This window comes from Candidatus Bathyarchaeota archaeon (genome assembly GCA_023131225.1).
Taxonomy (GTDB): Archaea; Thermoproteota; Bathyarchaeia; order Bathyarchaeales; family SOJC01; genus JAGLZW01.
This window is the reverse complement of record JAGLZW010000013.1, coordinates 49,571-76,147: the sequence shown is the minus strand read 5'-3', so window position 1 is coordinate 76,147 and position 26,577 is coordinate 49,571. Positions and strand designations below refer to the sequence as shown.

Sequence of the window (26,577 nt, the reverse complement as noted above, 5' to 3'; positions counted from 1 at the left end):
GCCATACATTTATAGTATATACTACAGCTAATCATATAAACACTATGTATTTATGCATGCGCAAGCATAAATACACATCTGAGAGAGTTAGACCATGGCAAAGTGGAAAACCGTTAAGATCCAACAAGAGCTCGCTGAAGAAGTGAAGAAAGAATTAGTGAAAACTGAGCATAAAGATCTCTCTGATTTCGTTTCAGAAGCGATTCAACATCGCTTGCAAACATTAGCTAGACGAAGAATGTTGGAATCTCTAGAACGAGAGCGCATTGTCGGAGTGAGGACGTACACTTGCACCAATGACTTTGTTCATAATGTCAAAGTAGTCAAGTATGATGACAGTTCCGTTTGGGTTATGTGCCCCATGTTCGGTTGGTTCGAAGATGCTAGTTTGGGAGGAGCTCGAAGACTAGGTTGTAAAGAGAAAAAGAAACATTGTACATGGTTTGTTGGATAGTGTCAGGATAGTTATTTGCTGAAATGCAAGGGACTTTAATTAGGTAATCTAGTTCTTGCCAGTTTTTGGTCAAAGTTTAATTAGCGTATATCTAGTAACATTGTGCAGCTCGCAACCTCGTATTTGAAGGCATCGCTATGGAAATGATTCCTATCAACAAACCTCTCCTCGGCGAGGAAGAAGTTGAAGCAGTTGTCAAAGTTTTGAGAAGTGGCATTCTAACAAGCCGCACGAAGAGTGGCTCAATAGTAGGACAGTTTGAAGATGCCTTTGCAAAGTTTGTGAAAGCTAAACATGCGTTTGCTGTAAACAGTGGAACATCCGCGCTTCACTTATCGCTCTTGGCCGCAGAGGTAGGACCCGGGAACGAAGTGATTGTACCCAGTTTCACGTTTGTATCAACCGCCGAAACTGTGGTGTTAGTAGGAGCCAAACCCGTCTTTGTAGACATAAACCTTGACACATACAATATTGACCCCGAGAGAACTAGAAAGGCCATCACAAAGAATACCAAGACAATCATACCAGTTGACCTTTTCGGATTGCCTGCAGATATGAAACCCATAAAGGAAATAGCACAAGAACATGGCTTGGCAGTTGTTGAAGACGCCGCTCAAGCTCACGGTGCACAATATGCGGGAAAACCTGCTGGAAGTTTCGCTGACTTGGTTTGCTGGAGTTTCTACGCTAGCAAGAACATGACTACTGGTGAAGGCGGTATGATAACCACAAACAGCGATGAATATGCTGAAAAACTGCCCTATATGAGGTCGCACGGTGAAAAAGAAGAATATGTGTCGAGTATGATTGGACACAATTTTCGCATGCCTGAAATGGAAGCGGCAATTGGTTGTGCACAGCTTGAGAAGTTGCCAAATTTCCTGAAGCAAAGACGGAGAAATGCAGAAAGAATTGCGTCAAGACTAGAAGGCATCAAAGAACTGCAGCTGCCAACAGTGCCAAAAGGGTATAAACACAGCTGGTATCTCTTCACTGTTAGACTCAAGAATGCAGACGAGAAAAAACGAGACGAAACAATTGTTGAGTTAAAAAAACTTAGCATTGGCGCCACAGCCTATTACCGCGTGCCTATACATTTAATGCCTTTCTATAGCAAGTTCAGCAAATATGGTCTTCCAAACACAGAAAAAGCAGCAAGACAAGTCTTTTCGCTACCCGTCCATCCCGCTGTGACTACAGAACAGATAGACTATATAGCCAGCTCACTGCAAAAACTACTCGAATAATTTCATAATTATAATACAATGATTGTCAGCAACTCACCTGCGTGCTAGAGCACTTTTACTTTAAACACTAAGCTAGATGATGAACAACATTCCATTAGGAAAAAAGAAGCTGCAAAACAATGAACCTGCAAATAGAAGAATAGCATACAATACAAAAGATTCATCTCATAAGCTTAATCGCGCTGTCAGCATAATCATTCTCGTTGAATATCACAATGTAGCAAAAACTCTATCAGTGGGGGAACCCTTCAATAATTGGGGGATGATGTGGCCGTCCCAGACCGACATTTATGGATGAGGACCTCATGACGGGCAGACCCCAAAACAACTTCTTGGAAGTGAAAGCTGTGAAGAAAGAGAAAAAGCGAGTAAAGTTTTGTCCAAAATGTGGCTCCACAGACATCCAGTGGGCTAGTGGGTTGCCTCAATTATGGTCGATCTGGGAGTGCAGAGATTGTGGATACCGAGGAGCTTTCATAGTTGAGGATGGCAGACTGGCGGAAAAGATTCGAGAAAAGTTTTTAAAAAGAGTTAAAGAGGAATAAAAGCCATATACTTAGCTCTGTAGAACGGTAACTGAGGTGAAAGTGTTGGTTTCATTAAGAACTCTCGCCCCATCACTGACGAGAATAACCATAGCCGCTGCAGTCGGCGCCGCCCTTCACATAGGACAAGGCAACCCCAAAATTGTTGACCAACGAGCAGTTGACTTTTCAAGAGCTTTGCTGTCGCAGATGGAGATTGATGGCGAAGTGATTTCCTGTGAAGGACCAAAAGACAACGCTCCCGCCTTCACCAAAAGAGAAAAAGTAGGCATCGGACGTGGACCCAAGGTGGAGTTTGTTATGGATCCTGTAGATGGCACAACGGCTACCTCTAAGGGAAGGAAGGATGCGATTTCCGCTTTGGCGTGCGCTCCGAAGGGCTGTTTGCAGGTGCTTCCAGACGATGGATATTACTTCAAAGTAGCAACGGACTATCGCTCGAAAGGTAAGATTTCGCTTGAGATGTCTATTGAGGAAATTGTGCAGATCGCTGCTGAGCAGAAGAAGATGCGCCTTGAGAACTTCACTGTTATTATGCTTGAACGAGAGCGCCATAGGGAGATGTTGGAGAGGCTAAGAAAGTTGGGGGTTAGGATTATTTTGATTCCAGATGGAGATATTGCGGCGTCGGTTGTCACGTGTATTCCAAAGTCAGGAGTTGACTTGCTGATTGGGGCTGGTGCGGGTCCAGAGGCCACTATTGGAGCAACTGCTGTTAAGTGTCTTGGTGGAACGATGTTGGTTAAGGTTTGGAGGGATAGAAGAGATGATGCTAAGAGGCTGGAACGGTTGGAGGCTGAAGGAGTTGATGTGGAGAAGGCTTATTCTGAGATGGAACTAGCCAAGGGTAATGAACTGGTTTTTGCGGCGTCCGGCGTCACGAAAGGGGAGCTTTTGGATGGAGTGCGCTTCATTCCTAACGGAGCCATAGTTAACTCGCTATGCGTAAGGCTGCCGAGTGGAACCTTCGAGAAATCGGAGACGATGCTGCGGTTCAAAGGGCATCCAGTATATAAACAGTTAACGCAAAAACGCTAAGAAAGCTCTATTTCCCCGATTTCATCGAGCGTCTCTAGGCTGTTCATCTTTATCTTTCTGTCTGAGATTGTGTAGAGTACGTTGTCTATGTAAAGTATTCTTTGCACCTGGAACCCATATTCAACATAGCTTGCACTGCTTTCTTGATGGGTTATATTGCCTTTCAACACGAAGCCTCGTTCTAAAGATGCGTTGAAGACGTATACGCCTTGCCAATATACTCTATGATAAAAGCTGTCTTTCGTTTCAACGAAGCTTATTGAAAGTGGAAGAGCCAACAGTTGTTTCGATTTGTCGAACAGAAACGCCTTGTGGTCCAACAAAACTGCTGAATCCGACCAGTAGCCTTGCACAACGAACTTAGCCGTCTCATTCGGTGCAGTAACGTCTGTGACATTGAAAAGTGACATTTTCACGTTGCTGTCTTGTTTGCCTATGCCTATTATGTGGTCTTCGTCGTATGGGTGGAGATAACTTGAGAACCCTGGTATCTTCAAATAACCTAAGACTTCAGGTTCAGCTGGGTTGCTAAGGTCTATCGTGAAGAACGGGTCTATCTGTTTGAATGTTACAAGATAGCATCTGTCACCCATAAACCTGGCCGAGTAAATCCTCTCTCCCGGAGCGAGGTTTTCCAAGTTTCCGACAACCGTAAGACTCATATTGAGAACATATACGTTGTTTCGAGACGATTCTCCGCCCCAAAAGGAGCCTGATGTGGTTGCTATCCTGAAGTAGCCATCGTATTCGTCCATGGAAAACTGGTTTAATACTTTGCCTGGAACAGCTCCGTTTGCCTGGCTTTCTATGTTGCCAGCTTCTATGTGAATTCTATAGATTAGCGTTTTTTCAACTTTTGTGGTGGTATCTCTTTGCTTAGGAAATGTTACGTAAATGTTGTCAAGAGAAACGTACAAGCCACATGTAGCCCCTAGTAAAAGTGTTTCGTGTGTTGGTTTCTCGGCGTCGTTTTGAATGTTTATGGCAATGATGGTTGTGAATGTATAGTAATAGTCGGTGATGTTGGAATAGCAGATGTCAATTGCGTTTACCTTCTGAACTTTGTTGCTGGGATAGTACAATGTTGGCAGCTTCACTTCGCCTGCACTAAGCGCCGCTGGCTCGTTTATCACAGTATATGCGTGGTCACCTATCATCCTAGAGCCAAAATAAGAACCGTCAAGTGTAACATTTCTTGTCAAAACAGGTGATTCTCTGTTGGAGATGTTATATACATTAATGAAAGTTCTAGGCAGTAGATAAGGCCAATAGTAAGGTCTGACAACCTCGTTTGTCACACTTGCTTTGTAAGAAGTGGATCCAAAGACAACTAGCTTATCTCCATTGATGAATATTCCATGTAAGGTTGTGTTTAGTTTTATTCGAGAAAGGATTTGCTGCTCTTCCGGAGGGTAAGCTTTTATAATGAAGGCTGTTTGGTTCGAAATTACGTAAAGGTATGTTCCATCGGTTTTTACGATATCTGCCTCGTCTACTCCTTCGACTTGAATGTTGGTGGTCGAGTACTCAGGGGTAGATGTCGCGCTTTCAGCGTCTGCACCAAGTACATTCATTCGTTCGCCTTCAGTAAGGTAGTAAGGATATTGGGAGCTGGTGTTTATGAAATTCACTAGCTCTTCATAAGAAGAAAACCTCAAAAGTGGTTCTCCAGATACAGTAAAATATGGTGATATTTGAGTAAGATTTAACAGTATGCTGCACAGCAGAGCCCCGCCGAGGAAGGCAACTAAGCCAGTGACTAGAACTCTTCTTTTGTTCATAATCGAGTTTGGGTAAAGTCTGTGGAACTTCAAGGCAATCACACTAGAATATGACTCCAATATGGTTCTTAATACTACGCTTTAGAACAGTCGTTCAAATTTTTTGAACAGCTACCTTTAGGCTTCGATACTGGTTATAGGCTTCGAAGAAGAAGGCAAAGATGCTGAAAACAGAGACTGTTAAAACCATCAAATCAGGGAAATCCCATTCAATAGGTCTTAGAGCAATGTATACAGCAAGGATACCTGCGATGAGAGCGCCATAAAAAACCAGTCTTGGAATAAGCTTCCCTCTTAACAAGACAAAGCTTCTTAAGGCTTCTACCTTCTGTTTTTCTTTAACCCAGTATTTTCCGTCTCGGGTTTGACATAATAGTTTCAAGGCTAGAAGCTTATTGATGTGATATTGGGCTAAACTGGGGCTGGAAAACTTTAGAGTTCTCCAAACGTTTCTTACACCTACAGGTTCTTTGGAGGTTAAGATATAGAGGTAAACATCCCAAGTGGTGCCTGAAATGTGCCCTTTGGCTGATCTACTCTCTTTAATTGCCAAGCCTCCAAGCAAGACTACTATTTTCTACATAAATAAGTTGAGTGAAAGAAATTTTGAATCGCATCGATAGCAACAATAAACTACCACCGAATTGACGCACAAGACTTTTTAAACGGAAACTCCCATTCTATGCTTTCTGAGGACAATGGGAAAGCTTGTTGCAGTTGGTTTGATTTTTCTCTTACTCTTCGCTATAACTCTAATTCTAATAGACGAGCAACTAAGCATAAAAGAATCTAAACAGACACCAGACAGCGAACATGAACAGAAGCCGCAAGATACTGGAACTTCCCAAACTTCAGGTTTCGTAGAGTTAAAGGTTGATGGCGACTTGGACGATTTCTGGGAGCGAGGAACTAATGATTTACCTGTGCTTATTGTTGCAGTCAACTACGTTATTGAGAACGTTGGAAATGTCTCCGCCGAAGTTGTGACCGTAGAGATTGTCCTAGACGCGGTAGACTATTTCACTAAAACCGTCTACGACCTACAGCCAAATTCCGGATTCACAGATTCAATCTCGTTTTCAGTAGACTATGATGAATCGAAAACTGTTATGGTGGAAGCGAGCTACGATAATGTAACAGCTTATTGGAGTTACACCGTAGATGCAGAGTTGCCCAGAGATCCTTCTTGGGGTATGTCAAAGCTTTTCATAACTCCTGATGAGAAATACGTGGAATCAGCTTACAAGGAGATAATGAGCGGTAGAGTTATTGTTCGTTGGATGGCAATTCGAGATTGGGTTGGAATAAATATTGAGTATGTAAATGATTTTGATTCCCATGGAGTCGGTGAGTTTTGGCAGCTTGGAAAGGAAACTTTGGAAAGTCGAACTGGTGATTGTGAAGACTTTGCGATTCTGCTTTGTTCGTTGCTGAGGGCTGATGGATGGAGTGCAGAAGGTGTTTATGTTGTGGTTGGACAAAATGAGGCAGGAGATTATCATGCTTGGGTGAAAATAAGAATTCCATGGACAACGATCTGGTACGATATTGACCCTCAACAAGACGGATGGTACACGGGGCCAGGTGATATAATCGCGTTATATCCATACACGGCCATTTATAATTTCAACGACCAATACTTCATAATGCTCTAAAGTGTCTGTAATTAGTTTTGCTTATGATGGGCACACACACAATTTTTAAATAAATCCCAAACCCAACAAAATACACGCACAAGGCTTATCAATTTAACATGTCGATATGGAATTATGAGGAGTAAACTTGAATGATAAAGTTGATGAATTAAGAAGAGAAATCTGGGGACATTTTGATGAACAACAATACGTTTTCCTAGCTACTGCTGAAGGAAACCAACCCAGAGTGCGCCCAGTGACACTTATCAAGCTTCAGAACAAACTTCTTGTAGCTACCGGTTCCAGAGACGCCAAGGTCTTGCAGATGAAAAGCAATCCCAAGACAGAATTCTGTTTGTTAATAGAGAAGGGTGAAAAGAAAGGAACAATAAGAGCTGAGTGTACAGCCAAGATTATCGAAGATCTGAGCGTTAAAACAACTGTATTCAACAAGATTCCTTTTATGAAAGAGTTCTTTGAAACCCCAAGTGATCCTACCTATACTCTTGTCGAGCTGAACCCTATTGGATTTGAATACATGAGACCAGATAGCCACCAAGCAGTTAGAGTCACGCTCTAGACTGAATATGTGGGTGCATTTGTTTATAGTTGTTTTAGTGTGTGTTGCTTATGGTGGGGCTGCCCGGATTTGAACCGGGGTCCCTAGCGTCCGAGGCTAAGAGCCTAGACCAAGCTAGCCGACAGCCCCATGCAAATCAGGAATCTGAGCCTTCTACTTGCTTATTGATTCCCAATTTGATTCCCAAAGCAATTAGCATAGATTGGAAATCATATACTCAATGGTATCTACAGAATCACAATAAAAATACTTTAGGTTATGCTCTAAACTATGCTAGAAAGTATGCTGATGTTCTGGCTGATCCTTCAAGTGTGCATGGAATAACAAGTCTGTCTAAAGCTAAGAAAAGAATGACAATGATTGCATTAGCTAACTTGAGCAAATATCTGGGAATCTATGAACATTGGAGAAGCATAGTAAAGAATGCTGGATTGAAATGGGAAAAAAAGAATGCATTAGATACTCTCATCAACATTCTAAACACAGACATAACTAAGGTTGAAGAATGGCTGAAGTCAATAATTCCTAAGCTGTCTACAAAATACAGCATTCAACTATTGTATAACACTCTAACAGGATTAAGACCTACAGAAGGATGCATGTCTTGTACTCTACTAGTGGAATTATCAGAGAAAGAAGACTTGGACAAATACTTAGACAGAGACTTAATGATGCTACAGCATTTCAGATTCCCAAAACTATTCCTAAGAGGTTCGAAGAATGCATACATCTCATTTATTCCTCAAAGCCTACTAGAGCTAGTGCTAGAGCACAAGCCCTCAGTAAAGTATCAAGCATTGAAATCAGCAGTTAGAAAGAAAAAACAAGGAATACAAATAACTGATCTAAGAAAACTATACGCAACCAAGCTAAGAGACAACAAAATACCTCAAGAAATCATTGACTTAGTACAAGGAAGAATAGGGCAGTCAATATTCCTAAGATTCTACTATAAACCATTCCTAAAAGAAACTAGAACACAAATACTTGAAGCAATAAAACCACTACAAGAAGAGCTATTCACAATACTACAGCAATAGCCTAAATCTTTCCTCTTTATTAACTTCCTAGAAAGATATTGCATTAGGTAAAATTTAGAAAATGGAGTACTAGGCATCTATTCCAGCAATATCTGTCAGACTTTGGCTGCTAGTAGTCGCATACTCCTTTTTATTTTCATATTTCCAAGTAATATTTCTTCCAGTTATATTCATCCAGTAATTTTGCTAATGGTCTCCAGTCTCGAAAATAATTGATAGCTTCCACTGCTTCTTTTCTACTGCATTTCTTGGCTTTCATGTAAGAGTCTATTACGCTGTTGGCTTTCTCTTTCATAAGAGGGATAAATTCAAGGACATATTGCTTGTCTCTCATGTTTGGTTCAGATGGATTTCTTATTCCATATGCCTTGCAAATACTGATATCCCACATTACAAACAAATATGGACTAATGAGTGAGAGAAGTTTCGAGGCAGCAACGCCTCTAAGATTAGGTCTTATTTTACAGAAACTCTCGAAAACTTTAGTCAAAATCTCTCTGTTAAAATATTCTTTGCCATCAACTTCTTTCTCCTTCTCATATTCGAAGTCTTCCAAAGTTTCATTCTCCAGAGCCCTTAAGAAGGGGATCATCTGTCGATATGTCTCTTTTATTCTCTCAGCAAGTTTATCAGACACTGGTAAACGACAATGCCAACGGTTCAAAAAACCTATCACTCTCCGCTTGACCTCTTCCGTTGGCAAGCTGTCTAAATTTTTCCAATCTACAAACCTTCGAGCTGAAATCCAATCACTACTGCGAGCATCAGGATCTTCCTCGAAAATCTGGGCTGCCCTAAATAACTCTTGGTAAGCAATTTTGCTCTCTCTCGCTTCCTTCATTTCTCGTTCTTTTCTTCTTGTGTTTGGTCTAAATTTTTTCCTTGCATCCTTAAAGTCCTTAACTTTCATTTTCTGTTTTCATCACCTTTCTTCTTCTTTGTCCATCCAAATCATGTGCACGCCATTAAACCACTCATTCCAAAGTTCACAGCGTTCAGTATATCTGCTTCAGGTTTATGACTTGTGGAAAAAACTTGAACAATAAATTCATCATGACTTCCAGTAGTATGTTTCCCTAACCCTCAGGCTTCTCCAAATATGCTACTTTGTTTTCCAGATCTAAATGTTCTATTAAGAACTTGTTGTCAATTCGCACCCAAGATTTGATGTATATAGATGTTACTTTTACCATAATCATTCCTGGAATACGACAAAAGATTTCAAATTCCTTTGAGTGTTTTTTCCTTGTGACTTCTGCTCCTTCTTTGCTCTTTTCATCTAATGGTTTTCCTAAGATTTCTGCAACACCTTTTATACTTATGTTGTCTCTTGCCAATGCAACATTCGAGTTTTCTTTTATTTGAAGAATCTTCTCATGGTGATCCCAAGACATGAAGTAAAAATCAAGTCCTTCAGTGGCATAAGTAACAGTTCTCGCTGTAACTTTGTTATCGTGTGATGTAGCTATTATTATTGTATGATGGCTTTCTAAGAACTCAATCTTTTTGTTTCTGACTTCATCAAAATTCAGTTGTCCGAATTCTTTCTTGCTCACAGCATCTTCTCCTAGAGTTTCTCAATCTGCATGTTCTTCTTCTTCAGTTTTATGATTTATGGAAGCCTAGAGAGCTAGAGAAGTTTCATATATTCTTCTTTAATTCTTCTTTTCTATTATGAGATTGCCAATACAGGTTCAAGCCATCCTGTTCAGGAAGATTAACGGGAAAATACAGTACCTACTTCTGAAGAGAATTAAAGAAGGATTCTGGCAACCTGTAACTGGTGGCATAGAAGAAGGAGAAATTAAAATCGAAGCTTTAAAAAGAGAAGTGAGAGAAGAAACTGGGATTAAGAACGTTGTAAGAATTATGAAAGACATTTACTATGATGAGTTTTGGGATTTCTTCAAACGAGAAGGTTGCCAACATCTGATAAAAGAATATGTTTTCGGTGTTGAGGTTTCTTCAAACGAGAAAATTACAATTAGCAGAGAACATTTTGAATATAAATGGTGTAGTCTTAAAGAAGCTCTTAAGTTGTTGAAATGGAAGGGGAATAAAGAAGCATTAAAAAAACTAGATGAAATTCTGAGTAGGCAGAAGTGAGCAAACCCTATTCTTGTAGTTTTATGAGTTGTGGAAGAGACTTCAATCTAATAGAAGTTTGCTCATTGCTCTAGATTCTTCATGGCAGACCTTACATAAAACGGAAATATCCACTTCAACATATTATTAGCTACAAGTTTTAGGAGAAATGAAGGAGACTACAATGAAAGTCAAATGTCCTAAATGCAATACTATGGGATTTCTAGAAAAAAGAGGTAACAGCTACAGAATCAAACATTACAAAGGCTATGTCAACTATAGCAGAAAATACATTATACATTCTTTAAGTTAAGAAGATGCTTTTAGAATGGGAATCAACCATGCGTCCGATGCTAAGAGCCTAGATTATTAGTCAAGACTTTATCGAACATCCAGCATTTAAGCAAAGCGAGTCAGAAGGCGATCATACAGACGCTAAGAGGACTGTTAGAGAAGTAGATTTGCGGAATCCAACAGAGGTTGAAGCCTTCATCTTCAATATCTAGAGAGATCTAAGAGGGATACATTTTTTCAACGTTCTGGATTCATAATTCACAAAGGTTATTTATTAAATCCATGGTAAAACCAAAACATCATGTTAGAAAGGAAGAACCAAAAAATGAAAAAAGCTTCCACCGTATATGTGGTTGATCTAACAAAGATTGAAGGCAACGGAGATTTCCTCTGTCCAAATTGCGGTACAGTAATTTCGCCAGACGATGAAACTGAAACCACGTACGTCATTCAAGAAGTCCAAATTAAAAAGAAGGCCCAACTAGAAGAACTTGTAATAAAATGTATCAATTGCGGAAGCATCATCCACATAACCGGATTCACTTCTTTATGAAAAACTACTTTTTCTTCTTTGCAGACCTTTTCTTACAAAGGGAACGTTCTACCCATCTAAAGCTCAAACTAAAAACAATCCAAGCAATAAACCCATAAAAAATTCCATTTACCACAGCGTTGACAAGAGAAATATAATTTAAATCCGAAATTCCAAAGAAAAAACAAACAACATTTCCAGGGAACAATGGAGAAGGAATTGCAAGTGATGATGCTAAGAAAATGGCGAAAAACACAACGAAAACTGCTAAACCCCGCATTATGATTTTCCCTTTTCAGACATCTTGAATAAATATTGCAAGTCAACATATCATGAATCTGAATATTTAATAAACCTTTTTGTCGACATGTCCAACACAAATACAGAACAGAAATCTGCATTCCTTAAAACATAGTTTATTCCTTCATCAGTTAACAAGCTCTTTGAAAAATCGCTAAGCAGCAGATTTCCTCGACAAACTCGAGGCTATTAATGTCTATCTTGTTACTTCAATTCGAATCCGCTTCCACTTTTTTTCTATGTCTCTTAGTGACATGACGGCACCTGCAACCATTCCGCTAAACAATTTCTTTACAAATTCATTGAGTGGGATTTCTTCTTCGTCAACATACAATTTTGCATCCACTTACATCACCTTAATGTATCAATTAGAGTTTCGCTTAATAATTGGATCGAAAATGAATTTCTATTTTGCGCTTCAGCTAAATAATGGAAAAAGCTAGAAAAAATTGATGGTGGATGATGAAAGCAGACTCAGATCGAGAAAATCGACTTCTTTTTCGCTCGTTCTTTGTATTCTTTCTTAGGCGACTTTGGCTTTACTTCTTCTGGAGGCATTACAACCTCTTCTGTTACCTTCTCAGGTTCCTTTTCAGGCTCCTCAACAGCTTTTAGCGGCCGGGGCTTTTCCGGCTTGGTTCTTCGTGGCCTTGATTTCGTTGCCTCGCTTAACCATGCTGGCTCAAGATGTAAGGCTCTTTTATCATCAAATTCGAAGTACTCCCACGTGTAGAGATCCATCTGGATTCCTTGCATCTGACTAACTACGTCGACTAATTGTGTTGAAAACGAAGGCGCTAAAAAGACTAGCCTTGGTGACTTTGTATCATTTATTTTATAGTCCTTGTAGGAAAACTTCAGCAAGGGTTTCACGTTGTTGACGTAGGCCAAGATTTTCAAACCGTCAAAAAACATGTTATCGTTCTCTTTCGTACTTAGTTTGACAATGACCAGTTGTCCATCTTCATCGTGGCACAGTACATCGATATTTACTTTTGAATCTATTGGCATGTTACTGCAAATCATTGTCAGTCCCTTTTCGACAGCACTTACGTCATGTGCGACTATTTTCTGCAGCTCATTCTCATCTTTAACGCTGATTCTCGCAATTGCCATATTTAATCCCAGCAATAACAATCTCTGTAAAAGATAAATAGCTTATGAAGGGTAATTCATGAAATAGAATATTGATTTTGAATATTATTAGATAAGACGAATTGCGTGAGTATTCTTCCAGCTAATGGAGTATGCACTGTATCATTTTTTGACAGACCAAACAAGAGTCTGGAATTGGCGTGTTTTTTGGGCGTTTTTTCAAATATCCAAGGTAATGCGGACATTCTGACTGTGCAGAGCTTTCCGTATTTTTCTGAGTTTCTTCATGGGTGTTGCCTGCATCTCTTGAAGCTAACACTTCAAAATTGTCAAGTTCCAGTTTAGAGAAACAGAATGGACAAGCGTTATATGTTTGCATAGGTATTGCTGAAAGATTGGTCAGTTGGATGGGATTTCCAAACATCCGTCCGCAGGCTTCGCAGCAACTGTCATTATTTCCACTTTCAACATTCTCCGTGTATTGCATTGAAATAAGCTTTGACAAAGGAGACACCAGTTAAGCATATAGTAAAACTTAAGATTTAATAAACGTTTCCGTGTTGTTGTTGTACATGTATGCAGTTTTCTTTTGTTATATAGATTGTAAATCTTTAGTGACCTATCATAACATTTACATATTTTTCGTTATTGCTTCTATATGGGGTCGACGTTGTCGATTCGCGATTATCTACGTGAGAGAGCTGCAGAATCTAGGCATGACGAGATGTCAGCTTATTTAATGTTTATTGCGGGAAGTGTTTTATTTATCGGCGGAATTTTGGAGACGTTAGCTGTGGCAGAATTGGTTAATTGGATCTTATTTGTGCCCGTTGGGTTTTCGACCGCACCTGGATGTGTATTGGGGTTGGCATTGACGCTGAGCGGGTTAGCGTTAATGGTATTCGGGTTAGCGGCAGGAACCTATTTCTCGCGGGCTAGAGGGTGGTACATGCATGAGCTACGTAGTTCCAGCTTTATTGAAGAGGGTGTAGTTGCAAGGAAAAAGAGGAAAAGGAAAAAAGCGTTGGCGACCATATAAAATTACGTGTGTATCACCCTTGGATCAAGCCGTGCACTATAGGCTTCTAGTAGGCAGTTAATAGACATCGAATATGACTAGGCATTAGACTCTTTCTATTATTAAAGCAAAGTTGGGGGCTAGGTTAATATTTTATTCTTGAGTAAACCACTGTATGTTTCACAAGCCGGGATGGCAGAGCGGATAATGCGCAGGCCTTGAAAGCCTGTGGCCCTTCTGGGCCGCATGGGTTCGAATCCCATTCCCGGCGCCATATCATCAGCTTAAAAGCCTTTGATTTTATTTGTGTGTGGACTGCAAAACTATTGAAGCTCAGACAATCTATGGAGGTTTTCCTTTAGATAAGACCCATGAGTATACGCTTAGAATTACAGGTTTCATGAATATCGCGGTGGCGATAAGTGCTGAGCATAAAGCCAATGAAATCAGTCCAGAATTGAGCAAGACATATGTTACGATTAAGCTCGTGCTGAACCTTACGCTAAGGCCTAAACCTAACAGTAACGAGTATTTTGTCCCAAGCAGTTGGCGGAAAAGCAAATATGATGCTAAGAGTTTTGAACCCTTTGCGATAAACCATATGAGTATAATCAAGAGTGGATAGACAATGATTGAGGTTATAGAACCATTCGCTCCTAAAAGCCACAGCATTTTTCAGATAGCGTTTGGCTACACACAATAGTTTTGCTTTCGTTCTATCGCCTTCTACTGGACTTTTCTCTAAGAGAAAGGAGCTCTCTATATATTTTGCGCTATTAGTTTCATAACCTGTTTCTTGTGGGATGTTCCAGATTCATCTTGATAAAAGATTAATTATATCAATTTCTAAGAGAATTAGAAGGACACTCACAACCAAGGCAATTAAAGTAAGGTAGATTAGATTTCTTTCAACTTTATGTATCATACCCAAATCTTGCAGGCTGAGAACACTGTCTAAAGCATTATTATCAGAGTCGAGAAGAGAAAGCTCACGCGAAATGTTATTGACTGCATGGCTCAGAGTCGCTCTGATTTCCTCAGAAGGCTTAACAATAAGGACTACACCTTCTCTTATGCTAAGCATTAACTCTCTTTGAGACCATAAGATTCTTTCGAGAGCGGATATCTCTCTCTTCATTACAAAAACCGAACGACTGATTCTTTTATCCCCTGGACTCGCAAGTGCCCTCTCTTCTATCTTATCAATATTCTCTCTCAGAGCCATCACCACGTCCAGATTTTCATTACTTATCTCGTGGAACAGCCTACTAAGGATAAAAGAGGAATTAGTGGATCCTTCACAAACTTTTCCAACACAATCCTCAAAGGTTTTAAACGCATTCTTAACAGGCTTGGAAGAATGCTTATTTCTTACAGTTAAGAACATACCTTCTTTCATAAAAACGTAAATGGGAAACGTTTTCAGTTCATCTATAAACACAACGTGAGGAACTGAAAACATGAGGTAATTGTTGACTCTCTCGGGTCGTGAAAAAATCTTTTGCTCCTTAATATCATTAATAACCTTAGTTTCTTCAACCAATCCGCCAATGACCTCAAACTCTTTGTCGCCAAGATCCATACAATCTATCCAGAGCCAATCAACTTCTCTACTAAGGCTTTGCAATTCTTGTAGAGAACTAGCGTCTCTAGCTTGTAATTCATTTGATTCTGTGACTGTGTACACCCATATCACTAGTAGTTCCACCAAACATTGTCTACACGCCAAAACAGCTTATAAAGCTGCTTTCGCTCGAGCTTTGAGAGAAATGCTGAATAATGAGAAAAAAGCTATTCCAAGCCCAAAAGTAAGGCTTTGACGTTCCGTCCGAGAACGCTTTGGTTATAGCCACCTTCTAAAACAGCAAACATGTTCCCACCACATTTTTCGTCAGCATATTCCTTCACAATCCTTCCAATGACTCTATAGTCTTCAGTTTTTAGCAAACCGCCCCAATCAAGCTCATGTCCGTCGAAACCCGCGGAGACAGCGACCACATCACAGATTTGCTGAGAAGCAAGGAAGTGTTCCAAATCACTCACAAAACTCGCCCTTTTATCGCCTTCAACGTGATGATACTCAACTTCAGGCACCGATGCGAAAAAATTGTTCGTACCATCCCCAAAGTGCAAGTCGATATCCACAATCAGAGCTTTCTTAACAACACCTTCCCTCCTCAGTTTTTCAATCGCAACAGCGATATTATTGAAATAACAGAAACCCCAGCAGGAATCTGAACTTGCGTGATGCCCCGGAGGCCTAATTAAGCCAAAGGATGGTTCTCCCCGCATAGCAAGTTCAGAAGCTTTCAACGCTCCTCCAACAGCCAAGACAGCAATTTCATAGGTCAAGCCTTGCTGTTTTACCCAGCTAATGTGGTTTTGCGAATGCACCAGCCGCAAATCAGCTTCGCTAGCAGATACGGGTTTGACGAATTGGAAGAGATCTTCCAGTTCTTTTCTGATACACTCAATTCTGCCTGGAGATGCTGCAGGGTCTGAGGCGTAGACTTCTTCGTATCGTTCATGATAAACTACATACATAGTAATCTCTCCCATCTACTATACGCAAAACAATAAAAGAAACTTGCCAACATTGACTGCAACTAGCCATGCAGAAAAGAAAAATCACCAAAGCCCAAACAGTGGCTATTGTGGCAGTTTTTGCAGCCCTAAGTGTTATTACTGACTCTTTTGGGGGTCTGCCCTCTTCCGGCATCTGGTCCAGTTGGAACTTTCTAATGGAGCCCCTTACAGGAATCATACTTGGACCACTGTTAGGATTTGCAGCCACCTCAATCGGAGTTATGATTGGACATTACATATACTTCATAGACGCGTACGAATTCCTTTTTACAATGGGCGCTCCGATCGGAGCAGCTGTTTCAGCACTGCTGTTTAGAGGAAAATGGAAACCCGTGCTAGGTTACTACACAATCTTATTTGCAGCTTACTTCCTTACACCTGTTGCTTGGCAACTTCCCTTTTGGGGAATGTGGGACACATATATTGCATTTGCCATTCTTCTCGCAGTGATTTTCCTAATTCAGAAAGGCTTATGGAAACACGAATCTACAAGGTTGCCAATTGTTCTTGCTGTCATAGCTTTTGTTGGCCTCGAGGCCGACGTTTTATTTCGAATTTTCATTCTTATTCCATGTCAAACTTACAGGCTCTTTTATGGGTGGAATGTTGAAGATTTACAGTATATCTGGGGTAGCGGCGCTGTCATCACTCCCATAAAGGTGGCGCTATCCGCCATGGCTACTGTAGCAATTGGACATCCTTTACTCGAAACACTAAGAAAAGCAGGTTTGCTGATCCATCACTGAAACTGTGGCTTTACAATCCCATAGATAAGATCAGCCAGCATCATTGATTTTCTCAAAGCAGAACTTCTCGTTTTTTCTTCAACTACAATAGAGCAGAGTGGTTCTCCTTCCTCTATGATAACCCCTGGAAGTGGGATGTCTCTGGCTTCTGCAAGATCTGTAAGGCAGGGGATTATTGAACGTCGCTGAGCATATAAGATGAGTCTAACACACGAGGTTGCTGGTCTTCCCTCACTGATAAGTGGAAGAATTCCTTCAACACAGGCTTCTATGTGGGCATTAACTAAATTTATTTCAAGAATACGTTCAAGGCACTCTAGGGTTCCTTGAAAGCGGGGGTTTACTTCAACAACATAGGGTATACCATCTTTGGAAATCACCAAATCTACACCGTTTGACCCCGTAAGGCTAAAGTGCGAGGCAATTTTTTGTACAGTGTCTTTACACATATCCATAAGCGCTTCACTTGCTGAAGCCGGAGCAATATTTCCACAGTAGCCAAATGGTTCTTTTTGACCAACTCCTTGGATTCCCAATAATTGTTCATTTAAAGTCAAAACCACAGCCGCTTTCTTGGACGAGAGAAACGACACACTAGCATCCATACCAGACACAAACTCTTGAATCAAAACTCCTCGGGATAATGAAACAACTTGTGGAAAAACCTTGCCTAGCTCGTCTCTATCTTTTACCTTTCTGATTCCAACACCTCCGAAACCTGCTAAAGGCTTCACCATGACAGGATAACCAATATCTTTAGCCGCACGCTTCCCTTCATCAGGATTTCTTGCCAACGCAGTTTCGGGATAAGGTATGGCGATTTTCTTAAGTTCATGGAAAAATTGCATTTTGTCACGCACTTTTTTAATTATTTTAGGATTGTTTCCAATTATGGGAATCAGATCGTTGAGTTTCGCTAAGGGCTGAAACGAGTCTTCCAGACCTGAAGCTAACAAAACAGCGTTTATTCGATGAGTTGCAAGAAGCTTCTTTGTTAGACTTAAAAGCGCGTTTGGAGAAAAATTCGTCTCAAGGCGCTTACAAGATTTTCCAGGTTTTTGCGCAATAATCGATAGATTATCTTTGCATGCTCGTTTAAGATCTTGATCTCCAAAATAGTCTACAGCAAAAACGTTGTATCCTGCCATCTTTGCTGAAGTGGCCAGTGCAGCGGCGTCGATGCCTATCACCAAAATATTTTGAACGTTAATTTCCTTCAAACCATAGCCTCTGCTTTTCTAGATAGCCTTTACGCTTATTTCTTAGTTCTGTGCTAAATAACAGTCTAAAGAGGGAAAGAATAAGTGAAACTTACAGACGCTTTGGAGAAGCTTTCCAATGCCTGCGGAGTTACGGGTAGAGAAGACGAAGTTAGAAAATGCGCGCGCGCGACGCAACCATAAAAACCGAGCAAAGGCAAAATAATCCGTTAACTATTCATTGCTTAAGGGAAAAAGTTTGTTGTCTAAAAAGACGAAATTCAAGTTTCTCGAACATCGAGCAGACGTTTACATCGCAGCCTATGGCAAAACCTTGGAAGAAGCCTTTGAAAACGCAGCACTTGCAACCTTCGAAACAATGACTGAAACAGAGGAAGTAAAGCCAAAGCTTGAAGAAACGGTAGAAGTTGAAGGGTTCGACGAAAAAGCACTGCTCTACAATTGGCTGGAAACACTTCTAGTCAAATTCGACACGACAGAAATGTTATACTCCAAATTTAAAATCGAACCTATAAAAAGAACAGAGAAAGGCTTCAGGCTAGAGGCCAAGATTCAAGGTGAAACATTTAATCCCAAGAAACACCCACAAAAAGTCGGAGTCAAAGCCGTAACGTATCACAGAATGGAAATTACCAAAAAGCCCAACAAAACCACAGTAAAGCTCATCCTCGACATTTAAAACAAAATCCCCTGCCAAAATCACCGTATCAAAAAAGCTATCTCTTCAACCAAAGTTTCGGGCACAACATTACGTTTTCCCATTCGTCTTAACTTGAGACGCCCCAACTCCTTCAAAGCAAGCAAGTCCTCATAAACATTCTTAATGTCACGTTTGATTTTATGTGCCAGCTCATTTATAGATTCTACACGTGTATTGGCAAGATGATTCAGCAGCTCTACGCGTTTCGAAGTTAGTGAAGCTAACCGCTTAGAATCAAAATCTCGCACCTCTTCTACGATGTAGCCAAGTTCACCCTCCTCCTCATAGCCTCTGTAAGCATCAACCAAACCTGCCCACTCAAGATAAACACTCAACAGATGCCTTGGTCTCTTCTTTTTGATAAATCGGTCTTCGAATTCTTCAAAAGATAAGCCATGTTGTTCCTCGAATATGCGAATTCCATTATGAACTTCTTCAGGCGTTAGACTGCGCACGATTCTTACAAGCAACGTAACTCAAGAAACAGAACTAGACGTTTAACGAATAAAGCTTCTTTGGTTTAGACACCATAATAAGGTTTTGACCTCTATATGTCTAGATTAAACTTAGCCTAATGGATGGAGATAGCAGGCAGACATGTTGTTTATGTATAGGAAGGAAGGGTTGATGCGTTTTGATGCATTTTCTATTTCTGGCTGGCATTTGCTGGCGAGTAAATTTCCGGAGAAATCTCGTACATCTAGTCTTTCAAACAGAAAAAGCTAAGACTCTTATTTTCTAACAACACATGTGTTTAGAAAGGAGGAAGTTTGATATGGAGTTGAAAGTCTTTACTTTGCCAACCTGCAAAAATTGTCCTGCTGCTAAAAAGATTTCTCAGGAAATTGCGCAAAAACATGGATTGAAATATGAAACAGTGGACATAAGTACCCCAGATGGTCAACTAGACGGACTTATGTATCAGATTATGAGCACGCCAAGCATAGCCATAGATGACGAAGTCATAACTCGCGGAAAATTGCTTTCTAGAGAAGAGTTGGAAACCGAAGTGAAGAAACGGTTAGCCAAATGAAGCTGCCAGAAATTAAAGGGTTCATCGACCTCAGCCTTGTAGATTGGGATGGAAAAGTCTCAGCAGTCATATTCTTGCCTCACTGCAACTTTCGCTGCCCCTTCTGCTACAACCTCAGTCTTGTTCTTAACCCAGAAGGAATGCAAACAATTCCCTACGAAGAAATCGAGCAATACCTGACGAAAAACAAGGGTTGGCTGGACGGAGTGGCCATAACTGGAGGCGAACCAACGATCCACAATGAACTTCCAACTCTATGTAGACGTATCAAAGAATTGGGCTTAGGGGTCAAGCTGGACACTAATGGTACAAACTCTGCGATGGTGCAAGAGTTGATTGAACACAAACTTGTGGATTACATTGCTATGGATGTTAAGGCACCTCTGAGTGTAGAGAGTTACTCGAATGCAGCCGGCGTCAACGCGGAAAAGCTGCTAACTGAAGTAGAAAGAACAGTTGAAATTTTGTTAAAAAATATTATAGATTACGAGTTTCGTACAACATTGGTTCCTACAATTCACAGCAAGAACGACATTAAACAAATTTGTAGCAGAATTAAGGGCAGTAAAAGATACGTCCTTCAAAGCTTCAAAGAAGATGTTAAAACGTTGGACCCGAAATTCAAAAATGTCAAGTCTTTTTCTCCGAAAGATACGGATGATTTTCTGAAGCTGGCCAGGAAGATTGTGCCAAAAACTATTTTGAGACAGCCCCTATCCTAAAGCAAGTTTCCCCAAAACAGATTCAGGTACAAACTCTTCCTGCGACCTTACTGAGGCTTCTTCTACATAAAGCTGAATAGCGTACTTCAAAGCGTCTTCACTAACAGGAATGAAGTCGAGATCTGACTGAAAATAGCTGAGAAGCGAAGCGGCACAGGCAAAACGGATAGCACGGTCTTCCAATCTAGCAGAAAAACGAACAACCTTTCGCGGAATTTCCGCTAAGATGGCTTTTCTAGCTCTCATCAACATCTCTTGAGCTTTTGGAGTAAGCATAACAGGTTTTGGCGAAAATTTACCCTGTGCCAAAGGATGTTTGGTTTCAGCCGCATAAACCAGCGACAAATGGTCCCGTATCTGTTGTGCTCCTTCTTCAATGTCGATTTCTCCAAAGACCAACCGCATTTGACTTTCTGCAATTTCTACAAAACGCTGCTTAGTAAGTCTATGTAGGCGACAAAGCATGCGGTCTTCGATTGCGTTGAAGTTTGGGTCTTGAATAGTCAGCTCATAACCTCTGCCAAACGCTGCTACATTATAGTTTACGCTGAAGAAACTGTGGAAACGATAAGGACCAATGACTTCGCGATGCGTCTCGTATTTAATTTCACCTCGTTCCATGGCAAGTTTCAATAGCTCTACCATGCCTTTGTATTTAAACCAGTCATTAAATTCAGGAATAATAAAATTAAAAACTCTTCCAGAGTAAGCTTGACCTATGCGAATGAACCTGGCGGGTGTCATACCTCCAGCGTAACGGTTGCGTCCTGGAATTCCGTGAGGTGGGATTTTAGCATCAAGCTTCCCAAGAATCATGTCCCTAACTGAAAAGCTCTTACCAGTGCCTGGTTCACCGAAAAGAGAAAGATTCCACCCTGTTCGCATCCCAGTTCGACCCTCACTATGAACAATCTCAACATCAGCCAACCCGTATTGTTGAGTGATGCTAAGTAAACTATCAAAATAGAGAACTGGACCAAAAAGATCCTTCAGATAGCCGGCCAGGCGAGAGATAGAAAAAGATTTGCCAAACCTAACCGCCTCATCAACTCGATATTTGAACAAGTCATTTAAGTAATCGTCCAACTCCCTGTCCATCTCCCCGACAATTTGGCGTTCTTCATCTATTATGTCAGCTTTTGCAGGAACATTGACGACGAAAGCTGCTTTTCTAGCCTCCCTAGGAGCTAACCCCAACTCTAACTGGATTATCGGAGAGGTTTCTTCCAACACTGTCCACTCCTGAAAATCTTTGCTCCTATAAGAAGTCACTATAACCTTCAGCTTCTCTAAATCCGATAAAATTGGGGAAGGATCCGCGCTTTCTGGAAGATTCTGTCTAATCTCTTTAAGGCTGCAACCCTTCCCAGAATTCACCAGACACTTCAAAACAGCAATGCAGTTTTTTCCGAATTTTTTCTTGGCCTGAGCAATCGCTGCTTGAATTGTTTTCCAATAGCCCTCAAGTCGAAATTTACCATTCTCAAATGTATAATATTGACCTCTGAAAACTTCCCATCTACGGGGTTCATAATTGCTGAAAACTTTCTCGAGCTGCACATCGCTTATATTGGAAGCAATTTCAAAAGCTGCTCTGTCATAGTCCATGTCCCATTCGCTATGAAAATTGATAAAATAGGGAACGCCTAGCGCTTTTCCTATTTGGAAAAGCTTGCTTCTTGAAAATACACGTTTAAGCAGGAGTTTACGGTCAACAACTTTGTTGTTTCGCATTTTTCTCAACTCGCCGAAAGAAGTTGGTTTTCCCATTTTTAATTATTCGCAAGGGGATTAGTTTGCTGAAAGGGTGTTCATTATGGATGCTTTTTCTTCTGGCTTGATCCAACCTTCAACTTCAAGCTCTTCTATGCCTTTTTTCACTTTTTCTTTAAAGTCTGCAGACGTTAACAGGTTGTGTGACGTGCCAAGTTGGTCTAGTTTTCTTTTAACTCCCTTGTCGCTTTTTAGCTTCTCTTCAAGAGAGTTCAGCATTTTCTCTAGGGCTTTGGAGCGGGGTTTCAGAAGGGTGTTAATATTTGCTTTTTTCACGAACGAGCGAATCTTCATCGCAACTCCCTCGCGCCCTCTTGCAACAACAGGTGGGCGAAGACAGTATCTTTTCTTTTTCTCAGCTGCGTATTGAATTAAGTAGAAGGGTACATGAATCAAAGTGAGGTTTTCAGTTTTCCAAGGAATGGTAGCTTCTTTAAGAATTGAGCAACGCTCTCTTTTCTGTTCGATTAGTCTCTCAATTTTATCTGTGATGGTCAGTGTTTCTCGCTGCAGCGTCTCTATCTCTTTTCCCTTCTTCTCAACCTCTGAGTCACGTAGATTTTCCAAATCTATGATTTTCCAATTTTCTTCGTCTATTAACTTCCGGTAGGTCCCGTGCAGATTCTTTGTTGTTTTTTCTGCTTCTTTGTTGCTTCGATTGATAAACTCTGAGAGAGCCTTAATTTTTCCCTTCACGGTTGAAATTCGATTTTGAACATCTCGAAGTCTGGCATCCCATCGGGCCTCCCCAATTTCGTCGTTTTTCCGCTTCCGCATCTCCTTCCTTTTTTCATATTCGCTTTTGTTTTGTTCAAGTCTTAGTAGTTCTCGCTCCCATTTTTTACGTTCTGTAAGCCTTACATTTGCTTCTTTTTCGTTAGCTACAGTTATTTTTTCTATTTTCTTGTCCCGCTCTTTTTCCAATTCTTCTTTTCTCTTCTCGACCTCTGTCCTAACGGTAGAAATCTTGTCTTCATATTTTTCTCGAATTTGCTCTAATTCTTGCCGAAGCTTGTCAACATGTGTCTTCGTTTCTTCGCTCACGGTGTCAATTGCAAATTGCAAACCTTTTATTTCCGACTGGAGCTTGCTGTAGTGGCCCAGAACTTTTTCGCTAATTTTAGCCGCGTTTTCCTTGTCAATTTTGGGTTGTATTGATGAAGTGGGCTTTAAGTCTGAACTGGTAATCTTTGCTGGGCTGTTTTTTATGAATGCTAGCATGTCGGATAACAGTTCTTTCTCTGTAATGAATCCCTCTATGGGAATTTCTGTTTGGGAGGTGAATCCAGAAAAAGTTTCACGGTGGCTTCTTAAAGTGCTGTGATATAATTCTTGAACTGTAGCACTTCTCCTTAAATGCTCAATAAAAGCTTCCACGTCAGGCGGTTTAAAGTATAGGATATTGTCTGAAACGGTTCCCATTCCATCTATCAGCAAGCAGTTTTTTTCCCAAGGAATTGCCCAAAGAGGATAATAAAGTTTGGAGAGAAAGGTAAGAGTTTCTGCTGCTCCTCCAAGAAGTCCCTGCTTCTTTTTCCGCTCTGCTTCAGTAATGCAAATGAGTGCCGCAACTTCCATAGCCTCAGAAAAACATGTCTTTCTGCCGCTATCTCCTGTAGCATAAGGCAGAACTAAATTAGAGCCAGTCACAGCAACCTCTCCGAAAACTATATTCTCCAAAGTTTCTTTTATAACCTATACTCAAATAACAAAAGAGCTTAAAGCAAAAAAGACATAGCATCTTTTACTTTCTCTCTGTCCAGCTTTTCGTAAGCTTCGATGCTGCCGACATCAAACCAAAAAGCGTCGGACACAAACCCATATACAGGCTTACCCATCTTTATCAAATGAGGAATCACATCTCCCATCAAATCCACTGTTCGTTTCTCTTCAACCAATTTTTGCGCAGCCTTCAAAGACGCGCCTTTAAAGGCCAAGATGCCGATACTTACAGGTTTTTCTAATTTGGGCTTTTCAATGAATCTTTGAATTTTACCGTCTTTTTCAAGGTTGGCTAAGCCAACCCTTACTTCAAACCCAGAGGCAAGTGCCACAGTCGCCATTGCCTGCTTTCTCTTATGGAAACTAATTAAGTCTTTCAAGTTCATGTTTGTGATAATATCTCCATAGTAAACAAGTACTGTGTCCTTTTCATTAAAGGCTTCTTGCTTGTAGGCATTGAGTACTGAACCGCCTGTTCCCTTTAGCAATTGACTGTCATAAACATAACGTATCCTTACTTCAAACCTTGACCCCTCGCTGAAATAGTTCTTAATCTGTTCAGCTTTGTGATTCACCAAGAAGGCAATGTCGGTTATACCGTGAAATTTGAGAAGGCGGACTATATACTCGAGAATGGGTCGTTGTGTATAACCTATCGGGATCATGGTTTTTTGAAGATAATAGGTGATTGGTCTAAGCCTTTTTCCTTCTCCTCCGCACAACACTAAAGCCTTAGTATTACACACAGCACATCACCTATTGACTTTTTTTATGAAATAAGAGAGAAAAAAGCGTTTTGCTAGCGGGCTTACTCTTCTTTTTGTTCTTCTTCTTTCTTTTCTTCAACTTCGAGTTCTTCAATTGGTTTCGGCGGTGGAGTAGTAGCCATTGTCCAACCTATCCAAGCACCTATGCCGAGAATGAGTATGAACGCGAGGTACACGGGCATTGCTATGAGCCAAAAAGACAGCGTCCAAGCGTCTTGTGTGCCGCCAAGTGGCTCTCCTAGCCAAAAGAGTCCTAGGGTATAGCCGATTGCAACGATAGCGCATACAAGGAAAATTAAGCCGCCAATTCCTTGATCTTTACCAACCATGTTATCACCACTTTGTAGCCTTTTTAGGCATGTTGTTGTTATAAGCTTTGTTATTGATTTAGATTGTTCCAGTTTTCCAGCTGGCTAGATACTCTTTCTGTTCTTCTGTCAGCCGGTCCATCTCAACATTCATGGCCCTCAGTTTAAGGTTAGCAACAAGCCTATCTATTCCATTTGGAACACTGTAGACTTTTGACTCTAGTTTAGGTTCTTTGACTAGATGCTCTATACAGAGGGCTTGGTTTGCGAAAGACATGTCCATGACTTCTGAGGGATGACCTTCTGCGGCGGCAAGGTTGATTAACCTTCCTTCGCCAAGCAAATACAGTTTTCTTCCATCCTGCAACTGGTACTCTTTCAGGTTTGGTCGAATTGTCCTCTGTGCAACCGTTATGCCTTCTAGTTCCGGGATGTTTATTTCTACGTTGAAGTGGCCACTATTAGCAAGTATTGCACCGTCTTTCATTTTCTCCATGTGTTCTTTGCGTATTATGCTTACGTTTCCTGTGACTGTGACGAAGATGTCGCCTATTTCTGCAGCCTTTCCCATGGGCATCACCCGAAAGCCATCCATGACAGCCTCTAAGGCTTTTGTCGCATCTGTCTCTGTTACGATTACGTTAGCGCCCATGCCTTTAGCTCTCAATGCTAGCCCGCGTCCACACCATCCATACCCAGCTATGACAAAGTTTTTGCCAGCAAGTAGAATGCTGGTGGCTCTGAGGATGCCATCGAGTGTACTTTGACCTGTACCATAGCGGTTGTCAAAAAGATATTTTGTATAAGCGTCATTCACAGCTATTATCGGATACTCTAGTGCTCCACTCTGTGCCATTGCTCGCAACCGCACAACCCCAGTTGTTGTTTCTTCGGTTCCACCTTTGATATCTGGTATGATTTCAGTTCTTTTAGAGTGAATTGTGCCGACTAAATCGGCGCCGTCATCTACGGTTATGAAGGGGTTGTGATCTATGACTTTTTCAACGCACCGATAGTATTCTTCGGTTGTTTGACCTCTCCAAGCATAGACACTTATGCCTTTTTCAGCCAAAGCTGCTGCAACTTCATCCTGAGTAGACAAGGGGTTCGAGCCGCACAGAGCTATGTCTGCGCCGCCTGCCATGAGAGTGTCTATGAGAACGGCGGTTTCTTTTGTTACGTGGAGAGAGGCTCCTAATCGTATGCCTTCAAGAGGTTTTTCCTTCTCAAATCGTTGTTTAATTTGATTCAGCACAGGCATATGCATTGAAGCCCATTCCGTTAGAGAGGCTCCTTTCGGAGCAAGACTTGGGTCTTTGACTTTGAATTCTGGCATGATTTCCACTGCTCTATCACG

30 protein-coding genes and 2 tRNA genes are annotated in these 26,577 nt (G+C 40.9%); 16 read left to right on the top strand and 16 right to left on the bottom strand.

Going from position 1 to position 26,577, the window contains the following annotated elements:
• Nucleotides 1-94 precede the first annotated feature (94 nt).
• From KAU88_03925 to KAU88_03910, 4 genes are all read left to right on the top strand, one after another.
• On the top strand, nucleotides 95-454 hold the full coding sequence (locus KAU88_03925; GenBank protein ID MCK4477659.1) for a hypothetical protein: 360 nt from the start codon (nucleotides 95-97) through the stop codon (nucleotides 452-454).
• 143 nt (nucleotides 455-597) lie between these two features.
• A complete protein-coding gene (locus KAU88_03920) occupies nucleotides 598-1,701 on the top strand; it encodes a DegT/DnrJ/EryC1/StrS family aminotransferase (protein MCK4477658.1) in 1,104 nt (367 codons plus the stop codon).
• A gap of 347 nt (nucleotides 1,702-2,048) precedes the next feature.
• The gene (locus KAU88_03915) at nucleotides 2,049-2,246 is read left to right on the top strand and encodes a hypothetical protein (protein ID MCK4477657.1); all 198 of its coding nucleotides are present in this window, start codon (nucleotides 2,049-2,051) and stop codon (nucleotides 2,244-2,246) included.
• Between the two features lie 45 nt (nucleotides 2,247-2,291).
• Nucleotides 2,292-3,284, top strand: coding sequence for a fructose-bisphosphatase class II (locus KAU88_03910; GenBank protein ID MCK4477656.1), 993 nt, complete (start codon nucleotides 2,292-2,294; stop codon nucleotides 3,282-3,284).
• Here KAU88_03910 and KAU88_03905 read toward each other — a convergent pair.
• Both KAU88_03905 and KAU88_03900 read right to left on the bottom strand, forming a co-directional pair.
• On the bottom strand, nucleotides 3,281-5,098 hold the full coding sequence (locus KAU88_03905; protein MCK4477655.1) for a beta-propeller domain-containing protein: 1,818 nt from the start codon (nucleotides 5,096-5,098) through the stop codon (nucleotides 3,281-3,283). The genes KAU88_03910 and KAU88_03905 overlap by 4 nt on opposite strands.
• A gap of 61 nt (nucleotides 5,099-5,159) precedes the next feature.
• Nucleotides 5,160-5,618, bottom strand: coding sequence for a hypothetical protein (locus tag KAU88_03900; GenBank protein MCK4477654.1), 459 nt, complete (start codon nucleotides 5,616-5,618; stop codon nucleotides 5,160-5,162).
• A gap of 145 nt (nucleotides 5,619-5,763) precedes the next feature.
• Here KAU88_03900 and KAU88_03895 point away from each other — a divergent pair, with 145 nt between their 5' ends.
• Both KAU88_03895 and KAU88_03890 read left to right on the top strand, forming a co-directional pair.
• On the top strand, nucleotides 5,764-6,720 hold the full coding sequence (locus KAU88_03895) for a transglutaminase domain-containing protein (GenBank protein ID MCK4477653.1): 957 nt from the start codon (nucleotides 5,764-5,766) through the stop codon (nucleotides 6,718-6,720).
• A gap of 127 nt (nucleotides 6,721-6,847) precedes the next feature.
• The gene (locus KAU88_03890; GenBank protein MCK4477652.1) at nucleotides 6,848-7,279 is read left to right on the top strand and encodes a pyridoxamine 5'-phosphate oxidase family protein; all 432 of its coding nucleotides are present in this window, start codon (nucleotides 6,848-6,850) and stop codon (nucleotides 7,277-7,279) included.
• 51 nt (nucleotides 7,280-7,330) lie between these two features.
• On the opposite strand, the gene KAU88_03885 is transcribed toward KAU88_03890, so the two are convergent.
• Nucleotides 7,331-7,408 (bottom strand) — tRNA-Pro (locus KAU88_03885).
• Between the two features lie 47 nt (nucleotides 7,409-7,455).
• Here KAU88_03885 and KAU88_03880 point away from each other — a divergent pair.
• Nucleotides 7,456-8,319 carry a hypothetical protein gene (locus KAU88_03880; protein ID MCK4477651.1) on the top strand — a complete coding sequence of 288 codons (864 nt, stop codon included), beginning with the start codon at nucleotides 7,456-7,458 and terminating at the stop codon, nucleotides 8,317-8,319.
• 136 nt (nucleotides 8,320-8,455) lie between these two features.
• On the opposite strand, the gene KAU88_03875 is transcribed toward KAU88_03880, so the two are convergent.
• Together KAU88_03875 and KAU88_03870 are read right to left on the bottom strand one after the other, a co-directional pair.
• On the bottom strand, nucleotides 8,456-9,229 hold the full coding sequence (locus KAU88_03875; GenBank protein MCK4477650.1) for a hypothetical protein: 774 nt from the start codon (nucleotides 9,227-9,229) through the stop codon (nucleotides 8,456-8,458).
• A 166-nt stretch (nucleotides 9,230-9,395) separates the two neighbouring features.
• Complete coding sequence (locus KAU88_03870) at nucleotides 9,396-9,875, bottom strand: pyridoxamine 5'-phosphate oxidase family protein (protein MCK4477649.1); 480 nt, start codon at nucleotides 9,873-9,875, stop codon at nucleotides 9,396-9,398.
• A 124-nt stretch (nucleotides 9,876-9,999) separates the two neighbouring features.
• Here KAU88_03870 and KAU88_03865 point away from each other — a divergent pair, with 124 nt between their 5' ends.
• Both KAU88_03865 and KAU88_03860 read left to right on the top strand, forming a co-directional pair.
• The gene (locus KAU88_03865) at nucleotides 10,000-10,425 is read left to right on the top strand and encodes an NUDIX pyrophosphatase (protein MCK4477648.1); all 426 of its coding nucleotides are present in this window, start codon (nucleotides 10,000-10,002) and stop codon (nucleotides 10,423-10,425) included.
• 598 nt (nucleotides 10,426-11,023) lie between these two features.
• Nucleotides 11,024-11,251 (top strand): hypothetical protein, encoded by a 228-nt coding sequence (locus KAU88_03860; protein MCK4477647.1) that lies wholly within the window; start codon nucleotides 11,024-11,026, stop codon nucleotides 11,249-11,251.
• Between the two features lie 475 nt (nucleotides 11,252-11,726).
• On the opposite strand, the gene KAU88_03855 is transcribed toward KAU88_03860, so the two are convergent.
• Both KAU88_03855 and KAU88_03850 read right to left on the bottom strand, forming a co-directional pair.
• Nucleotides 11,727-11,876 carry a hypothetical protein gene (locus KAU88_03855; GenBank protein MCK4477646.1) on the bottom strand — a complete coding sequence of 50 codons (150 nt, stop codon included), beginning with the start codon at nucleotides 11,874-11,876 and terminating at the stop codon, nucleotides 11,727-11,729.
• Nucleotides 11,877-12,004: 128 nt separating this feature from the next.
• Nucleotides 12,005-12,661 (bottom strand): DUF91 domain-containing protein, encoded by a 657-nt coding sequence (locus KAU88_03850; GenBank protein ID MCK4477645.1) that lies wholly within the window; start codon nucleotides 12,659-12,661, stop codon nucleotides 12,005-12,007.
• Between the two features lie 634 nt (nucleotides 12,662-13,295).
• Here KAU88_03850 and KAU88_03845 point away from each other — a divergent pair.
• The 3 genes from KAU88_03845 (at nucleotide 13,296) to KAU88_03835 (ending at nucleotide 14,268) form a co-directional block, all read left to right on the top strand.
• Nucleotides 13,296-13,664, top strand: coding sequence for a hypothetical protein (locus tag KAU88_03845; GenBank protein ID MCK4477644.1), 369 nt, complete (start codon nucleotides 13,296-13,298; stop codon nucleotides 13,662-13,664).
• A 165-nt stretch (nucleotides 13,665-13,829) separates the two neighbouring features.
• A tRNA-Ser gene (locus KAU88_03840) sits at nucleotides 13,830-13,917 on the top strand.
• 36 nt (nucleotides 13,918-13,953) lie between these two features.
• A complete protein-coding gene (locus KAU88_03835) occupies nucleotides 13,954-14,268 on the top strand; it encodes a hypothetical protein (protein ID MCK4477643.1) in 315 nt (104 codons plus the stop codon).
• Between the two features lie 189 nt (nucleotides 14,269-14,457).
• On the opposite strand, the gene KAU88_03830 is transcribed toward KAU88_03835, so the two are convergent.
• Nucleotides 14,458-15,339 (bottom strand): magnesium transporter CorA family protein, encoded by an 882-nt coding sequence (locus KAU88_03830; GenBank protein ID MCK4477642.1) that lies wholly within the window; start codon nucleotides 15,337-15,339, stop codon nucleotides 14,458-14,460.
• A 95-nt stretch (nucleotides 15,340-15,434) separates the two neighbouring features.
• Nucleotides 15,435-16,187: a histone deacetylase family protein gene (locus tag KAU88_03825; protein ID MCK4477641.1), complete on the bottom strand. Its 753-nt coding sequence runs from the start codon at nucleotides 16,185-16,187 to the stop codon at nucleotides 15,435-15,437.
• A gap of 68 nt (nucleotides 16,188-16,255) precedes the next feature.
• Here KAU88_03825 and KAU88_03820 point away from each other — a divergent pair, with 68 nt between their 5' ends.
• Entirely contained in the window at nucleotides 16,256-16,975 is a 720-nt protein-coding gene (locus KAU88_03820) for a hypothetical protein (GenBank protein ID MCK4477640.1), read from the top strand.
• Here the strand turns inward: KAU88_03820 and KAU88_03815 are convergent.
• Nucleotides 16,969-18,195: an ATP-grasp domain-containing protein gene (locus tag KAU88_03815; GenBank protein MCK4477639.1), complete on the bottom strand. Its 1,227-nt coding sequence runs from the start codon at nucleotides 18,193-18,195 to the stop codon at nucleotides 16,969-16,971. The genes KAU88_03820 and KAU88_03815 overlap by 7 nt on opposite strands.
• A 241-nt stretch (nucleotides 18,196-18,436) precedes the next feature.
• On the opposite strand from KAU88_03815, the gene KAU88_03810 reads away from it, so the two are divergent.
• Nucleotides 18,437-18,874, top strand: a complete 438-nt coding sequence (locus KAU88_03810) for an archease (GenBank protein MCK4477638.1) — start codon at nucleotides 18,437-18,439, stop codon at nucleotides 18,872-18,874.
• Between the two features lie 20 nt (nucleotides 18,875-18,894).
• Here the strand turns inward: KAU88_03810 and KAU88_03805 are convergent, their stop codons facing one another.
• Nucleotides 18,895-19,365: a hypothetical protein gene (locus tag KAU88_03805; GenBank protein MCK4477637.1), complete on the bottom strand. Its 471-nt coding sequence runs from the start codon at nucleotides 19,363-19,365 to the stop codon at nucleotides 18,895-18,897.
• A gap of 305 nt (nucleotides 19,366-19,670) precedes the next feature.
• Here KAU88_03805 and KAU88_03800 point away from each other — a divergent pair, with 305 nt between their 5' ends.
• Together KAU88_03800 and KAU88_03795 are read left to right on the top strand one after the other, a co-directional pair.
• Nucleotides 19,671-19,928, top strand: coding sequence for a thioredoxin family protein (locus tag KAU88_03800; GenBank protein ID MCK4477636.1), 258 nt, complete (start codon nucleotides 19,671-19,673; stop codon nucleotides 19,926-19,928).
• On the top strand, nucleotides 19,925-20,650 hold the full coding sequence (locus tag KAU88_03795; GenBank protein ID MCK4477635.1) for an anaerobic ribonucleoside-triphosphate reductase activating protein: 726 nt from the start codon (nucleotides 19,925-19,927) through the stop codon (nucleotides 20,648-20,650). The genes KAU88_03800 and KAU88_03795 overlap by 4 nt, the downstream gene beginning before the upstream one ends.
• Here the strand turns inward: KAU88_03795 and KAU88_03790 are convergent.
• The 5 genes from KAU88_03790 to KAU88_03770 form a co-directional block, all read right to left on the bottom strand.
• On the bottom strand, nucleotides 20,642-22,420 hold the full coding sequence (locus KAU88_03790; protein ID MCK4477634.1) for a hypothetical protein: 1,779 nt from the start codon (nucleotides 22,418-22,420) through the stop codon (nucleotides 20,642-20,644). The two genes, KAU88_03795 and KAU88_03790, sit on opposite strands and share 9 nt — an antisense overlap.
• 21 nt (nucleotides 22,421-22,441) lie before the next feature.
• The gene (locus KAU88_03785; GenBank protein MCK4477633.1) at nucleotides 22,442-24,073 is read right to left on the bottom strand and encodes a hypothetical protein; all 1,632 of its coding nucleotides are present in this window, start codon (nucleotides 24,071-24,073) and stop codon (nucleotides 22,442-22,444) included.
• Nucleotides 24,074-24,141: 68 nt separating this feature from the next.
• Complete coding sequence (locus KAU88_03780; GenBank protein ID MCK4477632.1) at nucleotides 24,142-24,891, bottom strand: nucleotidyltransferase family protein; 750 nt, start codon at nucleotides 24,889-24,891, stop codon at nucleotides 24,142-24,144.
• Between the two features lie 62 nt (nucleotides 24,892-24,953).
• Entirely contained in the window at nucleotides 24,954-25,241 is a 288-nt protein-coding gene (locus KAU88_03775) for a transcriptional regulator (GenBank protein MCK4477631.1), read from the bottom strand.
• 58 nt (nucleotides 25,242-25,299) lie between these two features.
• The gene (locus tag KAU88_03770; GenBank protein ID MCK4477630.1) at nucleotides 25,300-26,556 is read right to left on the bottom strand and encodes an adenosylhomocysteinase; all 1,257 of its coding nucleotides are present in this window, start codon (nucleotides 26,554-26,556) and stop codon (nucleotides 25,300-25,302) included.
• Nucleotides 26,557-26,577 lie beyond the last annotated feature (21 nt).

Coding starts and splice junctions, on each gene's coding strand:
- KAU88_03925 (MCK4477659.1), top strand. CDS start 95: ATGGCAAAGTGGAAAACCGTTAAGATCCAACAAGAGCTCGCTGAAGAA.
- KAU88_03920 (MCK4477658.1), top strand. CDS start 598: ATGATTCCTATCAACAAACCTCTCCTCGGCGAGGAAGAAGTTGAAGCA.
- KAU88_03895 (MCK4477653.1), top strand. CDS start 5,764: ATGGGAAAGCTTGTTGCAGTTGGTTTGATTTTTCTCTTACTCTTCGCT.
- KAU88_03875 (MCK4477650.1), bottom strand. CDS start 9,229: ATGAAAGTTAAGGACTTTAAGGATGCAAGGAAAAAATTTAGACCAAAC.
- KAU88_03860 (MCK4477647.1), top strand. CDS start 11,024: ATGAAAAAAGCTTCCACCGTATATGTGGTTGATCTAACAAAGATTGAA.
- KAU88_03825 (MCK4477641.1), bottom strand. CDS start 16,187: ATGTATGTAGTTTATCATGAACGATACGAAGAAGTCTACGCCTCAGAC.
- KAU88_03820 (MCK4477640.1), top strand. CDS start 16,256: ATGCAGAAAAGAAAAATCACCAAAGCCCAAACAGTGGCTATTGTGGCA.
- KAU88_03800 (MCK4477636.1), top strand. CDS start 19,671: ATGGAGTTGAAAGTCTTTACTTTGCCAACCTGCAAAAATTGTCCTGCT.
- KAU88_03795 (MCK4477635.1), top strand. CDS start 19,925: ATGAAGCTGCCAGAAATTAAAGGGTTCATCGACCTCAGCCTTGTAGAT.
- KAU88_03790 (MCK4477634.1), bottom strand. CDS start 22,420: ATGGGAAAACCAACTTCTTTCGGCGAGTTGAGAAAAATGCGAAACAAC.
- KAU88_03775 (MCK4477631.1), bottom strand. CDS start 25,241: ATGGTTGGTAAAGATCAAGGAATTGGCGGCTTAATTTTCCTTGTATGC.
- KAU88_03770 (MCK4477630.1), bottom strand. CDS start 26,556: ATGCCAGAATTCAAAGTCAAAGACCCAAGTCTTGCTCCGAAAGGAGCC.